Annotated in this window: 17 protein-coding genes, 2 tRNA genes and 1 pseudogene; 11 read left to right on the top strand and 9 right to left on the bottom strand. The window is 62.7% G+C overall.

Annotated features, from left to right (window positions below; translation table 11 throughout):
- The first annotated feature begins 266 nt into the window (after positions 1-266).
- The 5 genes from CGS25_RS17155 (at position 267) to CGS25_RS17135 (ending at position 4,645) form a co-directional block, all read left to right on the top strand.
- Entirely contained in the window at positions 267-1,397 is a 1,131-nt protein-coding gene (locus CGS25_RS17155; RefSeq protein ID WP_101676217.1) for a beta-ketoacyl-ACP synthase III, read from the top strand.
- A gap of 247 nt (positions 1,398-1,644) precedes the next feature.
- Positions 1,645-1,929: a hypothetical protein gene (locus CGS25_RS17150; protein WP_089032138.1), complete on the top strand. Its 285-nt coding sequence runs from the start codon at positions 1,645-1,647 to the stop codon at positions 1,927-1,929.
- Positions 1,930-1,937: 8 nt separating this feature from the next.
- Complete coding sequence (locus tag CGS25_RS17145) at positions 1,938-2,786, top strand: HvfB family MNIO-type RiPP peptide maturase (protein WP_269800701.1); 849 nt, start codon at positions 1,938-1,940, stop codon at positions 2,784-2,786.
- A 2-nt stretch (positions 2,787-2,788) separates the two neighbouring features.
- Positions 2,789-3,565: an HvfC family RiPP maturation protein gene (locus CGS25_RS17140; protein WP_101676216.1), complete on the top strand. Its 777-nt coding sequence runs from the start codon at positions 2,789-2,791 to the stop codon at positions 3,563-3,565.
- Between the two features lie 258 nt (positions 3,566-3,823).
- The gene (locus tag CGS25_RS17135) at positions 3,824-4,645 is read left to right on the top strand and encodes an MlaA family lipoprotein (RefSeq protein WP_232802469.1); all 822 of its coding nucleotides are present in this window, start codon (positions 3,824-3,826) and stop codon (positions 4,643-4,645) included.
- 168 nt (positions 4,646-4,813) lie between these two features.
- Here the strand turns inward: CGS25_RS17135 and CGS25_RS17130 are convergent, their stop codons facing one another.
- The 3 genes from CGS25_RS17130 to dusA form a co-directional block, all read right to left on the bottom strand.
- On the bottom strand, positions 4,814-5,254 hold the full coding sequence (locus tag CGS25_RS17130; protein ID WP_101676214.1) for a tellurite resistance TerB family protein: 441 nt from the start codon (positions 5,252-5,254) through the stop codon (positions 4,814-4,816).
- Positions 5,251-6,207 (bottom strand): transaldolase, encoded by a 957-nt coding sequence (locus tag CGS25_RS17125; protein ID WP_101676213.1) that lies wholly within the window; start codon positions 6,205-6,207, stop codon positions 5,251-5,253. Before CGS25_RS17125 ends, CGS25_RS17130 begins: the two co-directional genes overlap by 4 nt.
- 112 nt (positions 6,208-6,319) lie before the next feature.
- The gene (gene dusA / locus CGS25_RS17120; RefSeq protein WP_089032133.1) at positions 6,320-7,363 is read right to left on the bottom strand and encodes a tRNA dihydrouridine(20/20a) synthase DusA; all 1,044 of its coding nucleotides are present in this window, start codon (positions 7,361-7,363) and stop codon (positions 6,320-6,322) included.
- A 182-nt stretch (positions 7,364-7,545) separates the two neighbouring features.
- Here dusA and CGS25_RS19395 point away from each other — a divergent pair.
- The 5 genes and pseudogenes from CGS25_RS19395 to CGS25_RS17100 all read left to right on the top strand — a co-directional run.
- Positions 7,546-7,623: pseudogene (locus CGS25_RS19395) on the top strand (MYXO-CTERM sorting domain-containing protein); the annotation flags it as partial.
- A gap of 229 nt (positions 7,624-7,852) precedes the next feature.
- Positions 7,853-8,008 (top strand): DUF1328 domain-containing protein, encoded by a 156-nt coding sequence (locus CGS25_RS17115; protein WP_089032132.1) that lies wholly within the window; start codon positions 7,853-7,855, stop codon positions 8,006-8,008.
- A gap of 113 nt (positions 8,009-8,121) precedes the next feature.
- Positions 8,122-9,612, top strand: coding sequence for a glutamate--tRNA ligase (gene gltX, locus CGS25_RS17110; protein WP_101676212.1), 1,491 nt, complete (start codon positions 8,122-8,124; stop codon positions 9,610-9,612).
- A gap of 129 nt (positions 9,613-9,741) precedes the next feature.
- Positions 9,742-9,817: transfer RNA gene (locus CGS25_RS17105), tRNA-Ala, on the top strand.
- A gap of 5 nt (positions 9,818-9,822) precedes the next feature.
- A tRNA-Glu gene (locus CGS25_RS17100) sits at positions 9,823-9,898 on the top strand.
- A gap of 466 nt (positions 9,899-10,364) precedes the next feature.
- Here CGS25_RS17100 and CGS25_RS17095 read toward each other — a convergent pair.
- The 4 genes from CGS25_RS17095 to CGS25_RS17080 all read right to left on the bottom strand — a co-directional run bounded on the left by CGS25_RS17095 (position 10,365) and on the right by CGS25_RS17080 (position 15,237).
- Positions 10,365-11,741: a PepSY-associated TM helix domain-containing protein gene (locus tag CGS25_RS17095; RefSeq protein ID WP_101676211.1), complete on the bottom strand. Its 1,377-nt coding sequence runs from the start codon at positions 11,739-11,741 to the stop codon at positions 10,365-10,367.
- On the bottom strand, positions 11,741-13,861 hold the full coding sequence (locus CGS25_RS17090; protein ID WP_101676210.1) for a TonB-dependent receptor: 2,121 nt from the start codon (positions 13,859-13,861) through the stop codon (positions 11,741-11,743). Before CGS25_RS17090 ends, CGS25_RS17095 begins: the two co-directional genes overlap by 1 nt.
- A 279-nt stretch (positions 13,862-14,140) precedes the next feature.
- Positions 14,141-14,839, bottom strand: a complete 699-nt coding sequence (locus CGS25_RS17085; RefSeq protein WP_101676209.1) for an RES family NAD+ phosphorylase — start codon at positions 14,837-14,839, stop codon at positions 14,141-14,143.
- Positions 14,833-15,237 carry an MbcA/ParS/Xre antitoxin family protein gene (locus CGS25_RS17080; protein ID WP_089032127.1) on the bottom strand — a complete coding sequence of 135 codons (405 nt, stop codon included), beginning with the start codon at positions 15,235-15,237 and terminating at the stop codon, positions 14,833-14,835. Before CGS25_RS17080 ends, CGS25_RS17085 begins: the two co-directional genes overlap by 7 nt.
- Before the next feature lie 198 nt (positions 15,238-15,435).
- On the opposite strand from CGS25_RS17080, the gene CGS25_RS17075 reads away from it, so the two are divergent.
- Positions 15,436-16,446, top strand: coding sequence for an amidohydrolase family protein (locus CGS25_RS17075; RefSeq protein ID WP_089032126.1), 1,011 nt, complete (start codon positions 15,436-15,438; stop codon positions 16,444-16,446).
- Here the strand turns inward: CGS25_RS17075 and CGS25_RS17070 are convergent.
- Together CGS25_RS17070 and CGS25_RS17065 are read right to left on the bottom strand one after the other, a co-directional pair.
- Positions 16,421-17,302, bottom strand: a complete 882-nt coding sequence (locus CGS25_RS17070) for an NAD(P)-dependent oxidoreductase (RefSeq protein WP_089032125.1) — start codon at positions 17,300-17,302, stop codon at positions 16,421-16,423. The genes CGS25_RS17075 and CGS25_RS17070 overlap by 26 nt on opposite strands.
- Positions 17,299-18,387 (bottom strand): SMP-30/gluconolactonase/LRE family protein, encoded by a 1,089-nt coding sequence (locus CGS25_RS17065; RefSeq protein WP_089032124.1) that lies wholly within the window; start codon positions 18,385-18,387, stop codon positions 17,299-17,301. The genes CGS25_RS17070 and CGS25_RS17065 overlap by 4 nt, the downstream gene beginning before the upstream one ends.
- Positions 18,388-18,590: the final 203 nt, after the last annotated feature.

Raw genomic sequence — 18,590 nt, 5'->3', positions numbered from 1 at the left:
AGGATGCAAGATTCAGGATTCAGCGCGATGACGTTTGATCAGGTTCATGTACGCCCGACTCCGCGCTGAGGCCATGGCGCGGGCACAACCCTTTAGCAAACCAAGCGGTCTCCCGCGCTGTATCCTGAATCCTGCATCCTCTATCTGCTTTTCGTATCGCTATCGCGGCCACCCTTTGCGCTGGAGCCGACATATCCGGATAATTGACCCATTTACCGTCGCGGTAACCGGCGTGGCCGGTCGCCCTTTTGCGCGAGGACAGGCTTGTGACTCACTCGGTAGTGATCAGCGGAACCGGATTGTGGACGCCGGAACAATCCATCACCAACGACGAGCTGGTGGCTTCTTTCAACGAGTATGTGAAGCGCTATAACGAGACCCACGCCGCCGCTATCGAGGCGGGGGAGCAGGAAGCGTTGACCGGTTCCGACAGTGCCTTTATCGAGAAAGCCTCGGGCATCAAGCAGCGTTACGTGCTCGACCGCGAGGGGATTCTCGATCCCGGACGGATGCGCCCCAGCATCGCCGAGCGCGGCGATGATGACATTTCGGTGCAGGCGGAGATCGCCGTGAAAGCCGCGCGCCAGGCGCTCGACAACGCCGGCCTGGTGGCCGACGACCTGGACGCCGTGCTGGTGGCCTGCTCCAACATGCAGCGTGCCTACCCGGCCATGGCCGTGGAGGTGCAGCAGGCATTGGGCATGCAACACGGCTGGGGCTACGACATGAACGTGGCCTGCTCCAGCGCCACCTTCGGCATCCAGGCCGGGGTCGATGCGATTCGTAATGGCTCGGCGCGCCGGGTGCTGATGGTGAACCCGGAAATCTGCTCCGGTCATCTCGCCTGGGAAGATCGGGATTGCCATTTTATCTTTGGCGACGTGGCCACCGCGGTGATTCTGGAGCTGGCCGAAGACGCCACCAGCGACAATCAGTGGCAGGTGCTCGGCACCCGCTTGCAAACCCGTTTTTCCAATAATATCCGCAATAATTTCGGCTTTCTCAATCGCGCCGATCCCAGTGGCGTGGGCGCCCGTGACAAGCTGTTCCGCCAGGAGGGCCGCAAGGTCTTCAAGGAAGTCTGCCCGATGGTCGCCGACCAGATCACCAGCCATCTCGGCGACCTGCGGGTGCCGGTGGAGCAGGTGCGGCGCATGTGGCTGCACCAGGCCAACCTGAACATGAACGAGTTCATCGCCCGCCGAGTGCTGGGCCGGCCCGCCTCCCGGGAAGAGGCGCCGGTGATCCTGGACGACTACGCCAACACCAGCTCAGCCGGCTCGATCATCGCTTTCCACAAGTACAACGCCGATCTGGAGAAGGGCACCAAAGGCGTGATTTGCTCCTTTGGCGCCGGTTATTCCATTGGCAGCGTGGTGGTTGACCGGATTCGTTAGCAGACCAGTTATGTTTATTTGCATATACGCGGCGGCTCCAGCCGCCGTTTTTACAGGTGATTGATGCTGAGCAACGGGTCGCACCGGCTCGTTGGCCATAAAAAAACGGTTGTTTCTCTTCGGCGTACACGTAACGTTTACCTGATCCGTGCATCAATGGGACGTCGAAACGGCGAGGGATGGTTGATCGGATCGTTGTTAAACCTTCCCGATTTCGAATACCTCAAATGATTATTGGAGAAACACCATGTCCAAGTATTCCAAACTGAACCCCCTGGCAGTGACCGTTGGCGCCGCTTTCATGGCTTCCGCTCTGTCCGTGCCGGTTGCTCAGGCCGCTTCCACCAATCCGTTTGCTTCTTCCGATCTCGGTTCCGGCTACCAGCTCGCCGGCGCTGATAAAAAGGCGGAAGGCAGCTGTGGCGCGGATAAGAAGGCCGAAGGCAGCTGTGGCGCCGATAAGAAAGGCGAGGGCAGCTGTGGTGCGGATAAGAAAGGCGAAGGCAGCTGCGGCGCCGACAAAAAGGGCTGAGAACAGCTGTGAGCGATTATCCCGTGACCGGTACCGGTCTGGGATTGCGGCGGGCCCTGATGGGCCCGCTGTCCCAGGCGCCGGACGCGCCGGTGGATTTTCTTGAAGTGGCACCGGAGAACTGGATTCCGATGGGAGGACGGTTGGGCCGCGAGTTTCGGGCTTTTACCGAACGATACCCGTTTGTCAGCCATGGCCTGAGTTTGTCTCTGGGCGGCCCGGAGCCGCTGGATTGGGATCTGCTGGCGGGCGTGAAAGGGTTTCTCGATCAGCACCGCATTCGTTGCTACACGGAACACCTGAGCTACTGCAGCGACCACGGTCAGCTGTACGATTTGATGCCCATCCCCTTCACCGAAGAAGCGGTGCACTATGTCGCCGGACGGATTCGCCAGGTGCAGGATTTCCTTGGCCGTCGTATCGGCATTGAGCATGTCAGCTATTACGCGGCTCCGGACCCCGCCGCGGCGGAGTTGAGCGAGCTGGAGTTTCTCACGGCGGTGTTGAGCGAGGCCGATTGCGGCCTGCTTCTGGACGTCAACAACGCCTACGTCAATGGCATCAACCACGGCTACGACGCCGCCGAATTTATCCGCGCATTGCCCGGTGAGCGCATTATGTACGTGCACATCGCCGGCCATTACGACGAAGCGCGGGACCTCAAGGTGGACACCCACGGCAGCGACGTGATCGAGGCGGTGTGGCGTTTGCTGGAGATCGCCTACCAGCAGTTCGGTGTGTTGCCCACGCTGCTGGAGCGGGATTTTAATTTTCCCGCGTTCGCCGGGCTGTGCGCCGAGCTGGAGCGCATCGCCGCCACCCAGCGGCGCCATGGCCTGCTGACGCGGAGCGCCTGAGCGTGGCCGACGCCCCCTTCCAGACCCTGCAGCGTCGCTTCGCGGCGCACCTGCGCGACCCGCACCGCCACCCGGCGCCGGCCGGCGTCGAGGAGCGCCGTCTGAAGATATACCGGGAACTGTTTTTTAATAATATCCAGGGTTTTCTGGACCGCGCTTTCCCGGTGCTTCGCAGCCTTTACGAGGAGCCCGAATGGCAGCGGCTGGCGCGCACCTTCTTTGACCGGCACGCCTGCCGAACACCCTATTTCGTGGAAATCCCCGGCGAATTCGTGCGCTTTCTTGAACAGGATTACGCGCCGCTGCCGCAGGACCCGCCTTTTCTGATCGCGCTGGCCCATTACGAATGGCTGGAGCTGGTGCTGGACACCGCCGCCGACGCGCCGCCAGAGCCGGGCGTGGACGCGCAAGGAGACCTGTATCAGGGCGTGCCATACCTGTCGCCGTTGCATTGCGTGGCCAGTTATCCGTGGCCGGTTCATCGGATCAGCGCCGATTTTCAGCCGCGCGAACCGCTGGATGAATTGGTATGGCTGCTGGTCTATCGGGATCGCGAAGACACGGTGGGCTTTATGGAAATCAATGCCGCGACCGCTCGCCTGCTGGCGGTCATGCAGGCGCGCCCGACAGCCTCCGGTGAACAGGTGCTGAGACAACTGGCCAACGAACTGGGGGCCACCGATCCGGCGCCGATCCTGGCGTTTGGCAAGGACCTGCTGGCGCGCCTGCGGCAACGGGATATCCTGCTCGGTGCGCGCCGTGCCACCGAGAGCACCTGACACCATCGGTTTTTTTACATACAGCGGCGCTCTGGCGGCGGGAATCCGTTATGGTAACTGCCGGGCCGGTAGGTAAGGGGACCCTCTGAAAAAACATCTTTGCCGGTGCTTTACCGACCCCGGTGCGCCCCGCGTGGCCCGACCGGCTGGTCATGACCTCAAAGTCGCGGGCAACAGGTGTTTATAACAGGGGCCCAGGCCCGATGATCTGATCCGCCCGCGCCGATTGGCCGGGCCATAATGAATAAGGGAGTCATTGTGCGTACTTGGATATTGGCCCTGTTGTGGCTGCCTCTGGTCGCGGTCGCCGACCCGTTTGACGAACCCGCCAAGGCATCCGATCAAGCCGCGGTGAACAGCGCGCCAGCGGAGAGCGAAGACGATGACTGGGGTGACGCGAACACCGCGTTCGATTCTCCCGGCACGGCCTACAACTATGAAGAGCAGGACCCCTGGGAGGGGTTCAACCGCAAGATTTTCGGCTTCAATGACACCGTGGACCGCTATGCGATCAAACCCGCCGCCAAGGGCTACCGCTGGTTGACGCCGCAATGGCTGGACAACACCGTCACCCGCTTTTTCCAGAATCTCCACGATCTCACCAGCGGCGTGAATTACGTATTCCAGTGGAAATGGGGTAACGCTTTCGACAGCTTTGGCCGCTTCAGTTTCAACAGCACCGTGGGCGTGGCCGGCCTGTTCGATGTGGCCAGCAAGCTGAACATTCCCAAACACAGTACCAGCCTGGACCGTACGCTGGGGCGCTGGGGTGTGCACACCGGGCCTTATCTGGTGCTGCCGATTCTTGGGCCGTCCTCGGTGCGTGACACCGCGACCCTGTATCCCGCCGCCTACATGTGGCCGGTGACTTACATCGACGATGACCTGACCCGCTATGGGGTGGCCGCACTCTATGGCATTGATCTGCGGGCTGATCTGCTGGATCTGGAGAAAAACATCGTTGGCGACCGCTACACCTTTATCCGCAACGCCTACCTGCAGCAGCGCCTGCAAGGGCAGGGCGGCGATGCCGCGTTCCCGGAACGCAGTGACGAAATAGAAAGAAACGAAGGCTGGTGAGTGAATGAAAGGGTCAGGGCGTGGCCGGTGTTGCCTGCTTGGATTGGAAAACACCCCTCTCCCTGTCCCTCTCCCGCAAGGGGCGAGGGGACCCTCCAGAAACCGCGGGAGGGAAACCCGGCAGGCTCTATATTACTGAACACTGAACACTGAACACTGAACACTCGTCTATCCATCCCCCACCGCATCCAGCTTGGCGCGGATAAAATCCCCGTGTGACACATACAACAGTTCCGAGACTCGCCGGATCAGTTGTTCCTCATGCACGTCGGCGCGGCCGTCGGCGGCGGCGATCGCCCACATGTCATAAATCAGACGCACCCGCGTTTCCGGGTCCCAGCTTTCACGCAGCGGGCGGGTGAATTCGAACAAATCGGTGGCCTGGTCAAGCCGCTGGCGTAACTCCTCCGCCAGATCGTTCATCGCCACGTCGTCCAACTGCCAGCGCCGCCGTACCGCCTCCACCAGCAGGGCCTGCTCGCGCTGATCCACCTCGCCATCGGTGCGCGCCACTTCCATCAACAACGCGGCGGCGGCTTGATGAAGTTCCTGTTCGGTGGGGGCGGCGTTGGGCGAATCAGTCTGGAACAGACGGGAAAACAATCTCACGCGGCAATCTCCTCTGCGCTCAGCAGGTCTTCCAGCGCGATCTGATCGGCGGCGAAGCGGCGGATACCATCGCTGAGCAGATCGGTGGCCATCGGGTTGTCATTCAAAGACCAGCGGAACGCCGCTTCGTTCATCGTGATCCGGGAATCCGCCGGTTCCACCTGGGCCGGGTCGAGGCGGCGCGTCAGTTGACCGTCGTCGCTGGCCAGCTCCTCGAGTAGGGCCGGGCTGATGGTGAGGCGGTCACAGCCGCTCAAGGCCTGGATCTGCTCCACGTTACGAAAGCTGGCGCCCATCACAATGGTTTCCAGCCCCCGCGATTTCAGCGTATGGAAAATCCGGCGCACGGATTCCACGCCCGGGTCCTGATCAATGTGTTCGATGTTCAGCCCGCGCTTGACGTGCCAGTCCTGAATCCTGCCCACGAATGGCGAAATCAAAGTGGCGCCGGCTTCGGCGGCGGCCACCGCTTGCTCCAGACAGAACACCAGGGTGAGGTTGCAGCGGATGCCTTCTTCCTCAAGGGTGCGCGCCGCCTGAATGCCTTCCCAGGTGGCGGCGGTTTTGATCAGCACGCGGCTGCTGTCGACCCCCAGTTCGCGGTACAGGGCCATCAGCCGACGCGCCTTTTCCACCATGGCCACGGTGTCAAACGACAAACGCGCGTCCACCTCGGTGGACACCAGGCCGGGGATCTGTTCCAGCACCGCCTGACCCGCGACGCAGGCGTAGGCATCGCAACACCAGCCCAGGTCGTCCCGGTTGCCCATTTCCCGCGCCAGTTCCCGCGCCTGATCGAGCAGAAAGCGGTAACGCTGATCGCGGGCCGCGGCCAGCAGCAGGGAAGGGTTGGTGGTGGCATCGTGGGGGGCGAGGGCGGCGATCATTTCCAGATCGCCGGTGTCGGCGACCACCGTGGTCCACTGCTGCAATTGCTGGCGTTTGCTGTTCATCGAGCGCGTCCTTTGCTTGGGCCTGTTATCAACAATGATGAGCATAACCAACCGGGATGCCGGGTGCACCCCGGACAGGCCGGGCTTTACAGGGTTTAAGGTTGCCGGCGGGTCAGGAGGCCGGCAATGGGGACGGGGTCGTGGCGTGGTCGTCGTGGCCCAGCCGGGCCAGCGCCTGTTCAAATACCGCCGGCGTTGCCTGGGGATCATTCATATGGCTGCTCAGATGGCGCCGGTAGGCGCGCGCGCCGGGCACCGCCTGGAACAGATTCAGGGCATGACGCAGCACATGTTTGGGGTGCGTTCCCTCGGCGTAACGCTGTTCCACATAGGGCAAAAACGCTTCCGCCACCTGACGGCGACTCGGCGCCGGGGCAGGGTCGCCGAACACCACGCCATCCACGCCGGCCAGAAAAAAGGGATTCTGATACGCCTCGCGACCGACCATCAGGCCGTCCACCTGATCCAGGTGGGTCATCATTTCCGGCACATCGCGCAGCCCGCCATTGAGGATAATCTCCAGCTCGGGGAAATCCTTCTTGATCGCGTAGGCGCGCTCATAGAGCAGCGGCGGAATATCCCGATTTTCCTTCGGCGACAGCCCCGCAAGGATCGCCTTGCGGGCATGAATGGTGAGGCTGCGGCAACCGGCGTCGCGCATGCGCGCGACAAAATGGTGTAGGAACCGGTAGTCATCCTGATCGTCGATGCCGATGCGGGTTTTAACGGTGATCGGCACTTCGCAGGCATTGGCCATGGCGCCCACGCAACGCGCCACCAGATCCGGCTCCGCCATCAGCACCGCGCCAATCTTGCCCTGCTGCACGCGGTCGGACGGGCAGCCCACGTTGAGATTGATCTCGGCGTATCCGTAATCGGCACAGATGCGAGCGGCCTCGGCGAGACTGGCCGGGTCGCTACCGCCCAGTTGCACCGCCAGAGGGTGCTCCTGGGGGTGATAGCCCAACAGCCGCTCGCGGTCACCGTGGATCACCGCCTGGGCCACCACCATCTCGGTGTACAGCAGCGTATGGCGGGTCAGCAGGCGCGCCAGATAACGAAAGTCCCGGGTGGTATAGGCCATCATCGGCGCAATGGAGAAACGCCGCGATAAGGGGGACGGGGCAAACTGATGGGTCGAGCGGGCAACAAACATACCAGGACACGGCTGATAACAACGAGGCGGCATTATCGCACGGATGCCGGCTCGGCCGGAAATCATCTGGCTTCAGACAGATTCAGGTAACCCTCTGAGTGGTCGCTGGGTTCGATGGCGCCTCCGCGGGGCTGGCGCGAGGGCAATGACGCGGGGTGTGACCATATTTTACAGGGCCGTCGCCGGCCACCCACAACCACCCGGGGGCGGCCTTGGCGCTGGCCGGCATGGGGTTTGCCGCCATACGGATGCGGCGTTAATAAAATACAAAAGTATTTTCATGTAAAAGCCGTCTTGCCGTGCGCCGCCGATTTGTATTTTATTGGAAACGTCCAATGCATTGATGGTTTTTCGCCACACCGGGATCTCAGGCGTCACGGTGGAAAAGGCAAAGCTGATTTGGACATTCCGAAATTCGTGAATGGACTTTTGTGTTTCGCCCGATCCGGGGGAGCACGAACGACACCAAAGGAAACAGGGAGAATAACTATGCTGAGCTGGAGCCTTATCTTTCTTGTCATCGCGATCATCGCCGCTGTACTGGGCTTTGGTGGCATCGCGGGTACCGCTGCGGGTATCGCCAAAATCCTGTTCGTGGTGTTCCTGGTGATCTGGATCATCAGTCTGGTGGTCGGGCGCCGTTAACGGCGCTCTCCACTTTCCGTACCTTCCATACCGCGCCATCAGCGGCGGTCATGGCTGATAATGAGGGCCGCATTCGCCTATAATGCGGCCCTCATTCCGTGTCCGGAGTCAGCATGACCGTTCGTACCCGAGTGGCGCCGTCGCCCACCGGCGATCCCCATGTGGGAACCGCCTACATCGCTTTGTTCAATCGCTGCTTTGCCCGCCAGTTCGGCGGCCAGTTCATTCTTCGTATCGAAGACACCGATCAGACCCGATCCACGGACGCGTCCGAACAGACCATTCTTGATTCATTGCGCTGGCTTGGCCTGGAATGGGACGAAGGCCCGGATGTGGGCGGCCCGCACGCGCCTTATCGTCAGAGCGAGCGAGGGGATCTCTACCGGCGCCACGCCGAACAGCTTGTTGAGGATGGGCATGCCTTTAAATGCTATCGCAGCGCTGAAGAACTGGATGTGCTGCGCGCGCAGTTGAAAGAACGCGGCGAGAACCGGGCCCTGAAACCCCAGGATCTGGAGCTGGACGCGGCCGAACAGGCGCGCCGGGCCGAAGCCGGAGCCCCCTATGTCATTCGCATGCGGGTGCCGGTGGACGGTCGCTGCGCGATCCAGGACATGCTGCGCGGAGAAGTGGAACTGGATTGGGCGCTGGTTGACGCGCAAATCCTGCTCAAGTCCGATGGCATGCCCACCTACCACCTGGCCAACGTGGTCGACGATCACCTGATGGAAATCAGCCACGTGATCCGGGGGGAGGAATGGCTCAACTCGGCGCCCAAGCACAAGCTGCTCTACCAGTATTTTGGATGGGAAATGCCGCAACTGTGCCACATGCCGTTGCTGCGTAACCCGGACAAATCCAAGCTCAGCAAACGGAAAAACCCCACCAGCATCAACTTCTACCGACGCATGGGCTATTTGCCCGAAGCCCTGGTCAACTACCTGGGCCGCATGGGCTGGTCGATGCCCGACGAGCGCGAGCGCTTCAGCCTGGACGAAATGCAGGCTGCGTTCGACATTCAGCGCGTGTCCCTGGGCGGGCCGGTGTTCGACGTGGAAAAGCTCAGTTGGCTGAACGGCCAATGGCTCCGCGAGCTGTCCGACGAACAGTTTCTTCAGGCGCTGATGGGCTGGGCGTTCAACCGGGAGTACGTGATGAGCGTGCTGCCGCACATTAAGCAGCGGGTGGAGACGCTCAGCGACGTGGTGGACCGGGCCGGCTTCTGCTTTTCCGGCCTGCCGGCGATCACCGAGGCGGATTTCGAGCACGCCCGATATCCCGCCGAGGACATGAAAGTGTGGCTGCAGTTTTATCTGTGGGCCTGCGAAGCACGCCGTGACTGGCAACGCGATGGCCTGTTCGCCGACGCCAAGACCCTGGCCGACGCGCTGGACGTCAAGATCAAGGATTTCCTGTTCCCGGTGTTCGTCGCGGTCGCAGGCACCAGCGCCAGCTTCTCGGTGGTCGACAGCATGGAACTGCTCGGCGCTGACCTGAGCCGCGCGCGTCTGCGCCACGCGGTGGAGGTGCTGGGCGGGGTCTCGAAGAAACAGACCAAGAAGCTGGAAAAGGAGTTCAGTTCACTTTTTCAACAAACTGATTAAGCGCTGAACAGACAAACCAAAAACCGTCAAAAACCACCGGGCAGCGCTTGACAGAGTAGGGGTGCTGCGTAAAATACGCGGCTCCACACAGGCGGCGCCACACAAGGTGCAACCCGGTGGGACAGATTTGGGGCCATAGCTCAGCTGGGAGAGCGCTACAATGGCATTGTAGAGGTCGGCGGTTCGATCCCGCCTGGCTCCACCAAATACGTCCCCTTCGTCTAGTGGCCTAGGACACCGCCCTTTCACGGCGGTAACAGGGGTTCGACTCCCCTAGGGGACGCCAAATAAAAAGGCCCCGGCTCGAGAGAGCCGGGGCTTTTTTATTTGGCGTTCATCCTCTGGGGAGGCGCACTCCCCTAGGGGGTGAGCCGGGAATTCGCGAAGCACCGCTTCGCGCCGGCGAACGCCGGAAATCTGTGATTTCTGGTGGGGCCGCCCAGGCGGGGCTGCCCCAGGATACTTGTCGTTGCCGCTCGACGAAGCCGGATTCCATGGCTGGCACGCTCGCAAGAGCCGGGGCTTTTTTATTTGGCGTTCATCCTCGTTCCGGCCTTGTCAGGTTCGGGACAAAAACGCCGTGCCGTTCGGCCAAAACACATCGCTGGCATGGCCTGCTCCTACGGCGGCGCTGTAGAGGGGGTTGGTTTTTTGTAGGAGCAGGCCCAGCCAGCGACAGGGTGTTCGGTGTTCAGAGCGAGATCGTGTCGGTGCCGCTCCCACACCAGATTCCCTTCAACCTGTTCCCGATCTCACCGTGCCCCGGCGCGCCGGGCCCATCGCCGCCACAGCGCTTCGATGATCAACACCAACACCAGGCTGGCCCCGGCCAGGGGCAGCATCAGCAATAAGGCGAGGGTGATCAGCGTCAGGTTGCGCGCACGGGCGGCGGCCAGCGGGCGGGGGGCGCCGAGGCCTCCCGGCGGGCGCCGGCGCCACCACAGGGTGAGCCCGGTAATGACCAGGGCGATGATCGCCAGGCAGGTGGCCAGCATCACGATCTGATTAACGACTCCGAAGTAATTGCCCATGTGCACGGCGACGCCCCATTCCACGGCCTTGGCGATGGCGCCGTAGTGGGCGAATCCGGTGTTGGCGATCACGGCGCCGCTGTAGGCGTCGATTTGCAAGGTGCGCTGGCCTTGCGGACGGTCCGGATAGGTGATGGCGGTATAGATCGCATGTTCCGGCGTGGGCAGGGTGAGCCGGTAGCCATGGGGCAGGCCGTGTTGCAGCAGAATCCGGTGAACCTGGTGGACGCCGATGACGGCCTGGCCGGGTGCGTGTTGCCCTTCGCCGTGATGGAGGTGAGCGGTGGGCAGCGGCGCCTGTTGAAGAGTCCAGGGCATTTCACCCAAGTCGCCCATCACCGCGGGCGGTGTGGCCGGTGGCGCGGCGGAGTGGTGCTGGAGTTGGGGCGGGTAGCCCAGGCCCAGGGCGTTGCTGATCGGGGTCAGGAACTGGCCGCCCCACAGGCCGGCCCAGGGCAGGCCGGTGATCACCAGGAACAGGATCAGCGCGGCGGCATAGACGCCGATGAGCCGATGCACCTCGCGCCATAGCCGGCGGCCACGGGCGCCGGGTTCGCCCAACAGGGCGTGTCGCAGGCGCGCCCGCTGGCGGCGCGGCCACCACAGGTACAGGCCGGTGACCACCAGCACCAGGGTCCAGCAGGCGGCCAGTTCAACCACGGCGTCGCCGAACTCACCGAGCAACAGGGAGCCGTGCATAAGATCCGCGAAGCCCACCAGGGTGTCGGTGTAGACGAACTCGCCGAGCACCCGGGCGTTACCGGGGTCGACGAACACGCGCAGAGGCGCACCGCTGGCCGGGGTCACGAACGCCATGGCGGTGCGTCCCGGCGTCACCGGCGTGTCGATGCGCGTCACCACGGCGTGGGGGTAATGGCGTTGCACGGAAGCCACCAGCTCGCCGGTATTCAGCATGCTCTCGCCGCTTGGCGCGAAACGCAGCTGGGGATAGAGAGCGTCGTTGATCTCGTCGTTGAACAGGTAAATCGCGCCGGTGATCGAGAGAATCAACAGAAACGGCGCCGCGAACAGGCCGGCGTAAAAATGCCAGCGCCAGACCGCCGCGTAAAGGCGGCGGCCGCCGCTGTGGTCGGCCATCAGAAGTGGCCCGTCCAACCCAGTTCCACGGTGCGCGGTTCGCCCACGTAAACCTGAGTGGCGCTGTAACCGGACCAGTCGGCGTAGAACTTGTCGGTGAGGTTGCGACCGCGCAGGGTCAGGGTGCCGCCGGCCAGCGGGTAACTGAGCCAGGTGTCCAGCAGGGTGCGGCCACGTACCCGATACCGGTTGGTGGAGTCGGTGTAGAAATCCCCGGTGTGACGCACCGCGCCACCCAGGGTCAGCGGCAAGCTGGCCAGGGTGTAGGCGCTGCTCAGATTGTAGGTTTTCTCGGCCACGTTAGAGGGGCGATTGCCCGACAGGTCATCGCCAGACCCGTTCACCAACCGGGTGTATTCGGCGTCGACCAGAGTGCCATTGAAATTCACCCACCAGCGCGGGGTCAGCGCCACCGCCAGGGTGGCTTCAATGCCCCGGGAGCGCTGGCTGCCGCCTTGTACCGTCAGGGTCGGGTCGTTGACATCGCGGGTGAGGATGTCGTCCTGGTCAATGCGGAAGGCGGAGGTGGTGAGCGTGATCCGATCCTCCCAGAGTTGGCTGCGGATACCGGCTTCCACGGAGCGGCCTTTGGACAGATCAAAGTCGGCGTTGCCGATGTTGCCCAGCAGCAAACCGCTGATCGGCGCGGCGGCGCGGTTGTACTGGGCGAAGAGCTGGCTGCGGTTGGTCAGATCGAAGACCGTGCCGACACGCCAGGATACATCCTCAAAAGTGCGGCCGAATTCGGTGCGCGATCCGCTGTCCAGATCGTCGATGCCCCGGTCCAGGTCCATGAACTCATAGCGCGCACCGGTGATCAGCAGCCAGCGGGCGGTGAGATTAAAGGCGTCTTCGAGGAACAGCGCGCGGGTGGCGACGGTGCTGTCGTAGTTGACCCGGGTGTCGTAATTGGCGGCGTTGTTGGCAGGCAGTTGGCCGCGATCGGGGTTGAACGGATCCACCGAACCGGTGTTGCCAAAACGGCGGCGGGTATCGAAGTCGGTGTATTGATAATCCATGCCGGCGCTGAAGCGATGACGATGATCGCCGAGGTCGCCATCGTAGCTGGCGTACACCCGCTCCGAAGCGAACCGGTGATGGTGGTTGATGCGGGTGGTGCTGCGATCCAGCAGGCCGCTGGTTTCGTTGTAGGTGTAGTCCTCGGAGTTGGCCCAGTCGCGGTTGGCATTGTACAGCCCCAACTCGTTGATCAATCGCCAGCGTTGCGAGAGCTGATAGTCGGCGCGGGTGCGCAGCCATTGGCTGTCGGCGGCCATGCTGCCGTTATCGACATTGTAATTGTTGTCGCGAATCGACTCGTCCAGCACCAGGCCATCGGGGCCGGACACCACGCTGCTGGGGTCGCGCGCCAGGGTGGCCGGTAACAGCGGCGCGCCCTGGTAGGGGGTGCGGTAGCTGTCGCTGTAGAGATCGATGGCGGCACTGAGAAGCAGGCGGTCGCTGGCCTGGATCAGAATGCTGCTGGTCAACGCATCGACCCGGGAGTCGGTGCCGTCCACGTAGCCATTGCTTTCACTGTGGCTGAGGTCGGTGCGCACGGCGACGCGCGGCGACACCACCTGGTTGGTGCCGATGCCCAGGCGCAGGGTGTCGTTGCTGCCGTAGCTGATCATGCCATCGTAATGGTCGCCGCCCAGGTCTGGCTGGCGGGGCACCAGATTGATGGTGCCAGCAAGGGCGCCGCTGCCGTGGATCACCGAGGCCGGGCCTTTGAGTATTTCCACGCGTTGCAGATTCCAGGTATCCAGGTTGCGCGACACCATGCTGGGATCGACGGCGCGGATGCCATCGAACAGGTAACCGACATCGTTGAAGCCACGCATCGACACCGACGCCGGTGAGCCGGGAATGTTGCCGGCGCTCACGCCGGGCGCGCTGCGGTAAAGCTCAATCAGATTGCGCAGGCCCTGTTGCTCGATGTCCTGGCGGCGGATCACGTCGACGGTGGCCGGCCGCTCGCGGGGCTCAAGGCCGAGCCGGTCGCTGGTGGTGGTAACCGGCGCGGCGCCGTCGTCGCTGGGCGCGGCCACTTCCACCGGGTCCAGCCGGTGCGGCGATGGCGGCGCGGCAAGGGCGTTGAGCGACAGCGGTAACGTCATTGCCAAAAGGGCAAGGCGAGAACGGACAGGGGCGGGAACAACGGGCACGGAGGCCTCCGGCGGCAACGAGGAAATCCCGCGCAGCCTACCCGTCCGGTGCCAGAAGAGAAGGTGGCAAATTGCCGCGCCTGTGGTTTTACGGTGCCGTGAAGGTCGCCGCTCAGGGGAGCAGGTCGGCGACCATGAGGGCGTCACCGGGCGGGCAGTCAAGGCTGGCCAGCGCCTCGGCGAAGAACGAGGGCGAGGGTTTGCCGGTAGCGGTGGCGCGGCAACAGGCGCTCAGACGTGCTGCCGGATGGTCAGGGTGTGAGCGATCTTCTCGCCGTCCCATATGTATTCGTAATGGGTGGCGGGCAGTACCGATTCGATCAGATGGGGCGAGAGCAGGGCGAAGCACAATGCCGCGTCGCGGCGCACCGAGCCGTAGCTGAGGCCGTTTTCGCCGGCTTCGTAGAGCGCCTGGCCAAGGCGCTGGCCGCCGCGATAGTCGTCCGGGTGGTACCAGTGGTCGTCATCCCGATAGGGCCGGTGGATATTGCGAAGCCGGGCCGAAAAACACACTTTTAATCCGCGCATCACGATGCGGTCGTACTTGAGGCCGTCAACGGCCTGAAAGTAACGCTCCTGGTGGTAGCGGGTTTCGGCGATCGCGGTGCTGATGCGCTCGGCGCAGTAGAACACGCCGAATTCTCCCCTTGAGAAGCGGGAACCGTCCGGGTTCAGGTGCACGAAGGGGCCAAGGGCGTAATTGCAGCCGGGAATCCCCCAGGGGCGTCGGGCGGGCGGCACCCGGTGCAATTGCCCGATTTCGGTTTGCAGACGCGGGTTGGTGATCGCTTGAACCGCGTAAAGCGCCTCGAAATCCGCCTGATCGGCGACGTCATCAAAAATATTGATGGGCGGGTACTTGCCATTGACCAGGCGATAGCCATCCTGGTGGCGATAGTCGCTCAGTGGCAGGGTGTCGACGCTCACCATTGGCCCCCGCGCAAGCCATCCAGTTGGCGATGCACCTCATAAAGGCTCGCCACGCGGCCGTTGGCCATCACCTGCATCGGGCTGGCGCCGTTAAAGAAGGGGTTGTGGTTAGCCATCCTGACGAACCCGTACACGTTTTCCTTATTGCCAAACAGGGTACGCAATGCCTGGTGAATGTTAAGCAGATAGCTGAGCCGCTCAAGCAGATCATTGCTGATGCGTGCGCTGTCGGGCTGGCCCTGATATTTATGCAGGGTAGAGCGGCCCACGCCGAGCAGCGTCATCTTTTCGCGCTCGCTGCACTGCCAGTGTTCGAGCAGGCGCAATACCGCGCGCAGGGCGGCATGGCGGGCGCGCTCGTCGAGCGGCTGAAGTGATGAAGCGATGGCCGGTTGCATGAGCATCTCCTGACTGTTTTGTCCATAATAAGACTTTTTGGTAATTAATGTCCATAGATGGATATCGATGATCGAGCCATCATCACAGCTATGACGGAATCGAACGCGGCTGGGGTGTAATAAAATGTGCAATCAGGCGAATGCCGCTGAACCGCGCGGCGGCGCCCGGGTCAGTGCAGGAAAGGGAGCGAATTATTGATGAAAACACTGTGTTGTGGGTTGCTGCTGCTGACCTCACCGTTATGGGCCAGGGACTATTCCTGGACCGATGCCCATCTGCATTACGTGGACTTCATGCAAGAAAGCGAAGGCATGGACGCGATGTTCCAAGCCATGGATAAGGCCGGCGTCGTCCAGGCCTGGACGTTCGGTATGCCGGTGGTGAAGAAGTGGCAGGCCGAGGCCCCGCGCCGGCCGCGCTATTACCTGGGAGACGAAGCGCCGTTGTACTACTACAGCGCCACTGACGACATCCTGGCGCAGGCAATACTGAAGCTGCCAGACGCGCGCCGTGAGCGGCTGGTGCCGTTTATCAGCGGTTTCAATCCCACCGACATGAATGCCGCGCGTCATATCGAGGCATTGATCGAGCGCTATCCGGGCCTCTGGCGGGGCATCGGCGAGGTGCTCACCCGCCACGATGATCTCACCGCCCTGACCGAAGGCGAGACGCCGCGCGCCAACCACCCGGCACTGATGAAGGTGTACAAACTCGCTGCCTGTCACCGTTTACCGGTGCTGCTGCACAGCAATCTCACCTCCCTGAGGGAAGAAACGCCGATATACCTGAAAGAACTGGAGGAAGCGTTGCAGAGCAACCCGGAAACCCGATTCGTGCTGGCCCACGCTGGCACCAGCGGCGGCGTGGAGGAGCGTCAAACGCCCCTGGACACTTTGCCTGAAATCGTCCGAGCGTTGCTGGACCGCTACGACAATCTCTACATCGACCTTTCCTGGAGCGTGCGCGAGCACTATCTTCTGGACGACGGCACGCCGCAGGCTGACTGGCTGACTCTGATCGCCGATCATCCGCACCGCTTTACCCTGGGCACGGACCTGGTCGGGCATTTCGACAGCATGGAGAAAATCATGGCGGAGTACCGCCCGCTGCTGGACGCCCTGCCTGAAACCGTGGCGCGAAAGCTGGCGCGGGACAACGCCCGGGCCCTGCCCGAGGGAGGCGCTACTCCCGGTTGCGCGGCGGGGTGAGCCGGCGCAGCAGGCTGGACGTGTCCCAGCGGCCGCCGCCGAGCGCCTGGATTTCCTTGTAGAATTCGTTCACCAGGGCGGTCAGGGGCAAGGAGGTGCCCCGGCGGGCGCCTTCCGCCAGGCAGATGTCCAGATCCTTGCGCATCCAGTCCACCGCGAAACCGTGGTCGTAATCATCGGCGATCATGCTGCGATGGCGATTGACCAGTTGCCAGGAACTGCCGGCGCCGGCGCCGATGACCTGCATGGCTTTCTCCACGTCCAGGCCGGCGTCGCGGGCGAACGCAATGGCCTCGGCCACACCCTGAATGGCGCCGGCCACACAGATCTGATTGGCCATTTTGGTAAGTTGCCCCTGGCCGGGCGGCCCCATGCGCACTACTGATTTGCCATAGTGGGCGAGAATGGGCTGCAGGCGCTCGAACACCGCTTGATGCGCGCCGCACATGATCGAGAGCTGGCCGTTTTGCGCACCTTGTTGCCCACCGGACACGGGCGCATCGATAAAATGCGCGCCCCGTTCCCGGCACGCCTGGTCCAGGGTTTCCGCCATCGCCGCGCTGGCGGTGGTGTGATCCACCAGCACCGCGTCCTTGCCGAGCCCATGCACCGCGCCGCCCTCGTCCAGTGTCACCTGGCGCAGGTCCTGGTCGTTGCCCACGCAGACAAACACCATGGTGGCGTTGTCCGCCGCTTGCGCGGGTGTCGCCGCGACCCGTCCTCCGAATTCCCCGGCCCAGCGCCGGGCGGTGTCGGCGGTGCGGTTATAGACGGTGACGTCCAGGCCAGCGCCGGCCAGATGCCCGGCCATGGGGTAGCCCATATTGCCAAGCCCGATAAAAGCGGCGTTCGTCATTGCGTTGACTCCGTGTGTGGCTGATCGAGGGCGTACACGGCAAAACCGTTCGCCGTCAGGCTGCCCAGGTAGAGGCGATTACCGCGTTGTTCCACGCTGGTGATCGGCGAGAAGGCGTTGCTGTCCCGATACTGCAGATTGTGCGTCACCTTGCCGCGCTCATCGAGCCCCAGCACAAAGGCGTGGTGAGCTGGCTGCGGCTGCATGAATTCCGGTAACCGGAACACCATCTCGCGCAGTAGCGGCTTGTCGGACATGGTGTCCAGGGCCCGGTTACGCGGCGCGAACAGCGCCACCCAGAAGGTGTCGGCGCCGTTGCTGGAAATGCCATCGGGTATGCCGGGCAGGTTTTCATAGAACAGATCGTGGCTGCCGGCCTTGTCCCCTGTCAGCCAGTATCTGACCACATCGTAACTGCCGGTTTCGGTGACCAGCACGAACGATTCGTCCGCGGCCAGCGCCACGCCGTTGGCGAATTGCAGACCCTTCAACAACACCGTGGTGGTGCCGGTGGCCGGATCGTACTTGAGCAGGCGGCCATGGCCGCCGTGCTCGATAATGTCGTCGCGTGCTTTATTCGCCGGGCCGAATTTGCTGGAAGCGTCGGAGAAATAAACGGTGCCGTCGCGTGCCACGTCGACGTCGTCGGTAAAACGGAAGGGCACGCCGTCGGCGCCGTCGCTGAGCAGGGTCACGGCGCCGGATTGCGTATTCACCCGCAGCAGGCCGCGATAACCATCGGCGACCACCAGCGTGCCGTCCGGGGCGAAGTCCAGGCCGAAGGGCCGGCCACCGGTGTTGGTGATCAGATCCGGGTGTTCACCGTTGCCATCAAAACGCACCAGCGAGCCGTCCTCGTAGCCCACATACAGCTGGCCGTTGTCGTCGATGGCGACGTCCTCGGGGCCATGTCCCTGCCCGATGCCCAGCTTTCTTGCCGCGGCGAGTTTGTCATTGACCTGAAACGGGCCATCCAGCGCCGGCGCGGCCGGCGCCTTCCAGGCCACGGCGTTGATCGGCACCGGCCAGAACAGCAGATAGCCGGCCAGTATGACGAGAACGATCAGGGCGATGATTTTTTTCATTGTTGTCCCTCGGCGGGTCGCGGAAACGTTTCAGGAGTGTAGGCAGTTGAGGGGTGGAAGACAAAGCAGGGCAGGCCCGACGTTACCAGGCAGGCCGGGTGTCAGCGATCGTTCGCGGTTATCGTGTCAGCCATAAAAAAAGGTTCTTCGCGGAATAGCGGGAAGCTTCTTTTGGCTCGCGGTTGGGCCGCCCGATTGGGGAC

Source organism: Alloalcanivorax mobilis, from assembly GCF_002864685.1.
GTDB classification, from domain to species: domain Bacteria; phylum Pseudomonadota; class Gammaproteobacteria; order Pseudomonadales; family Alcanivoracaceae; genus Alloalcanivorax; species Alloalcanivorax mobilis.
The sequence above is the reverse complement of the archived record's forward strand: the minus strand, read 5'-3'. Positions and strand labels throughout refer to the sequence as shown.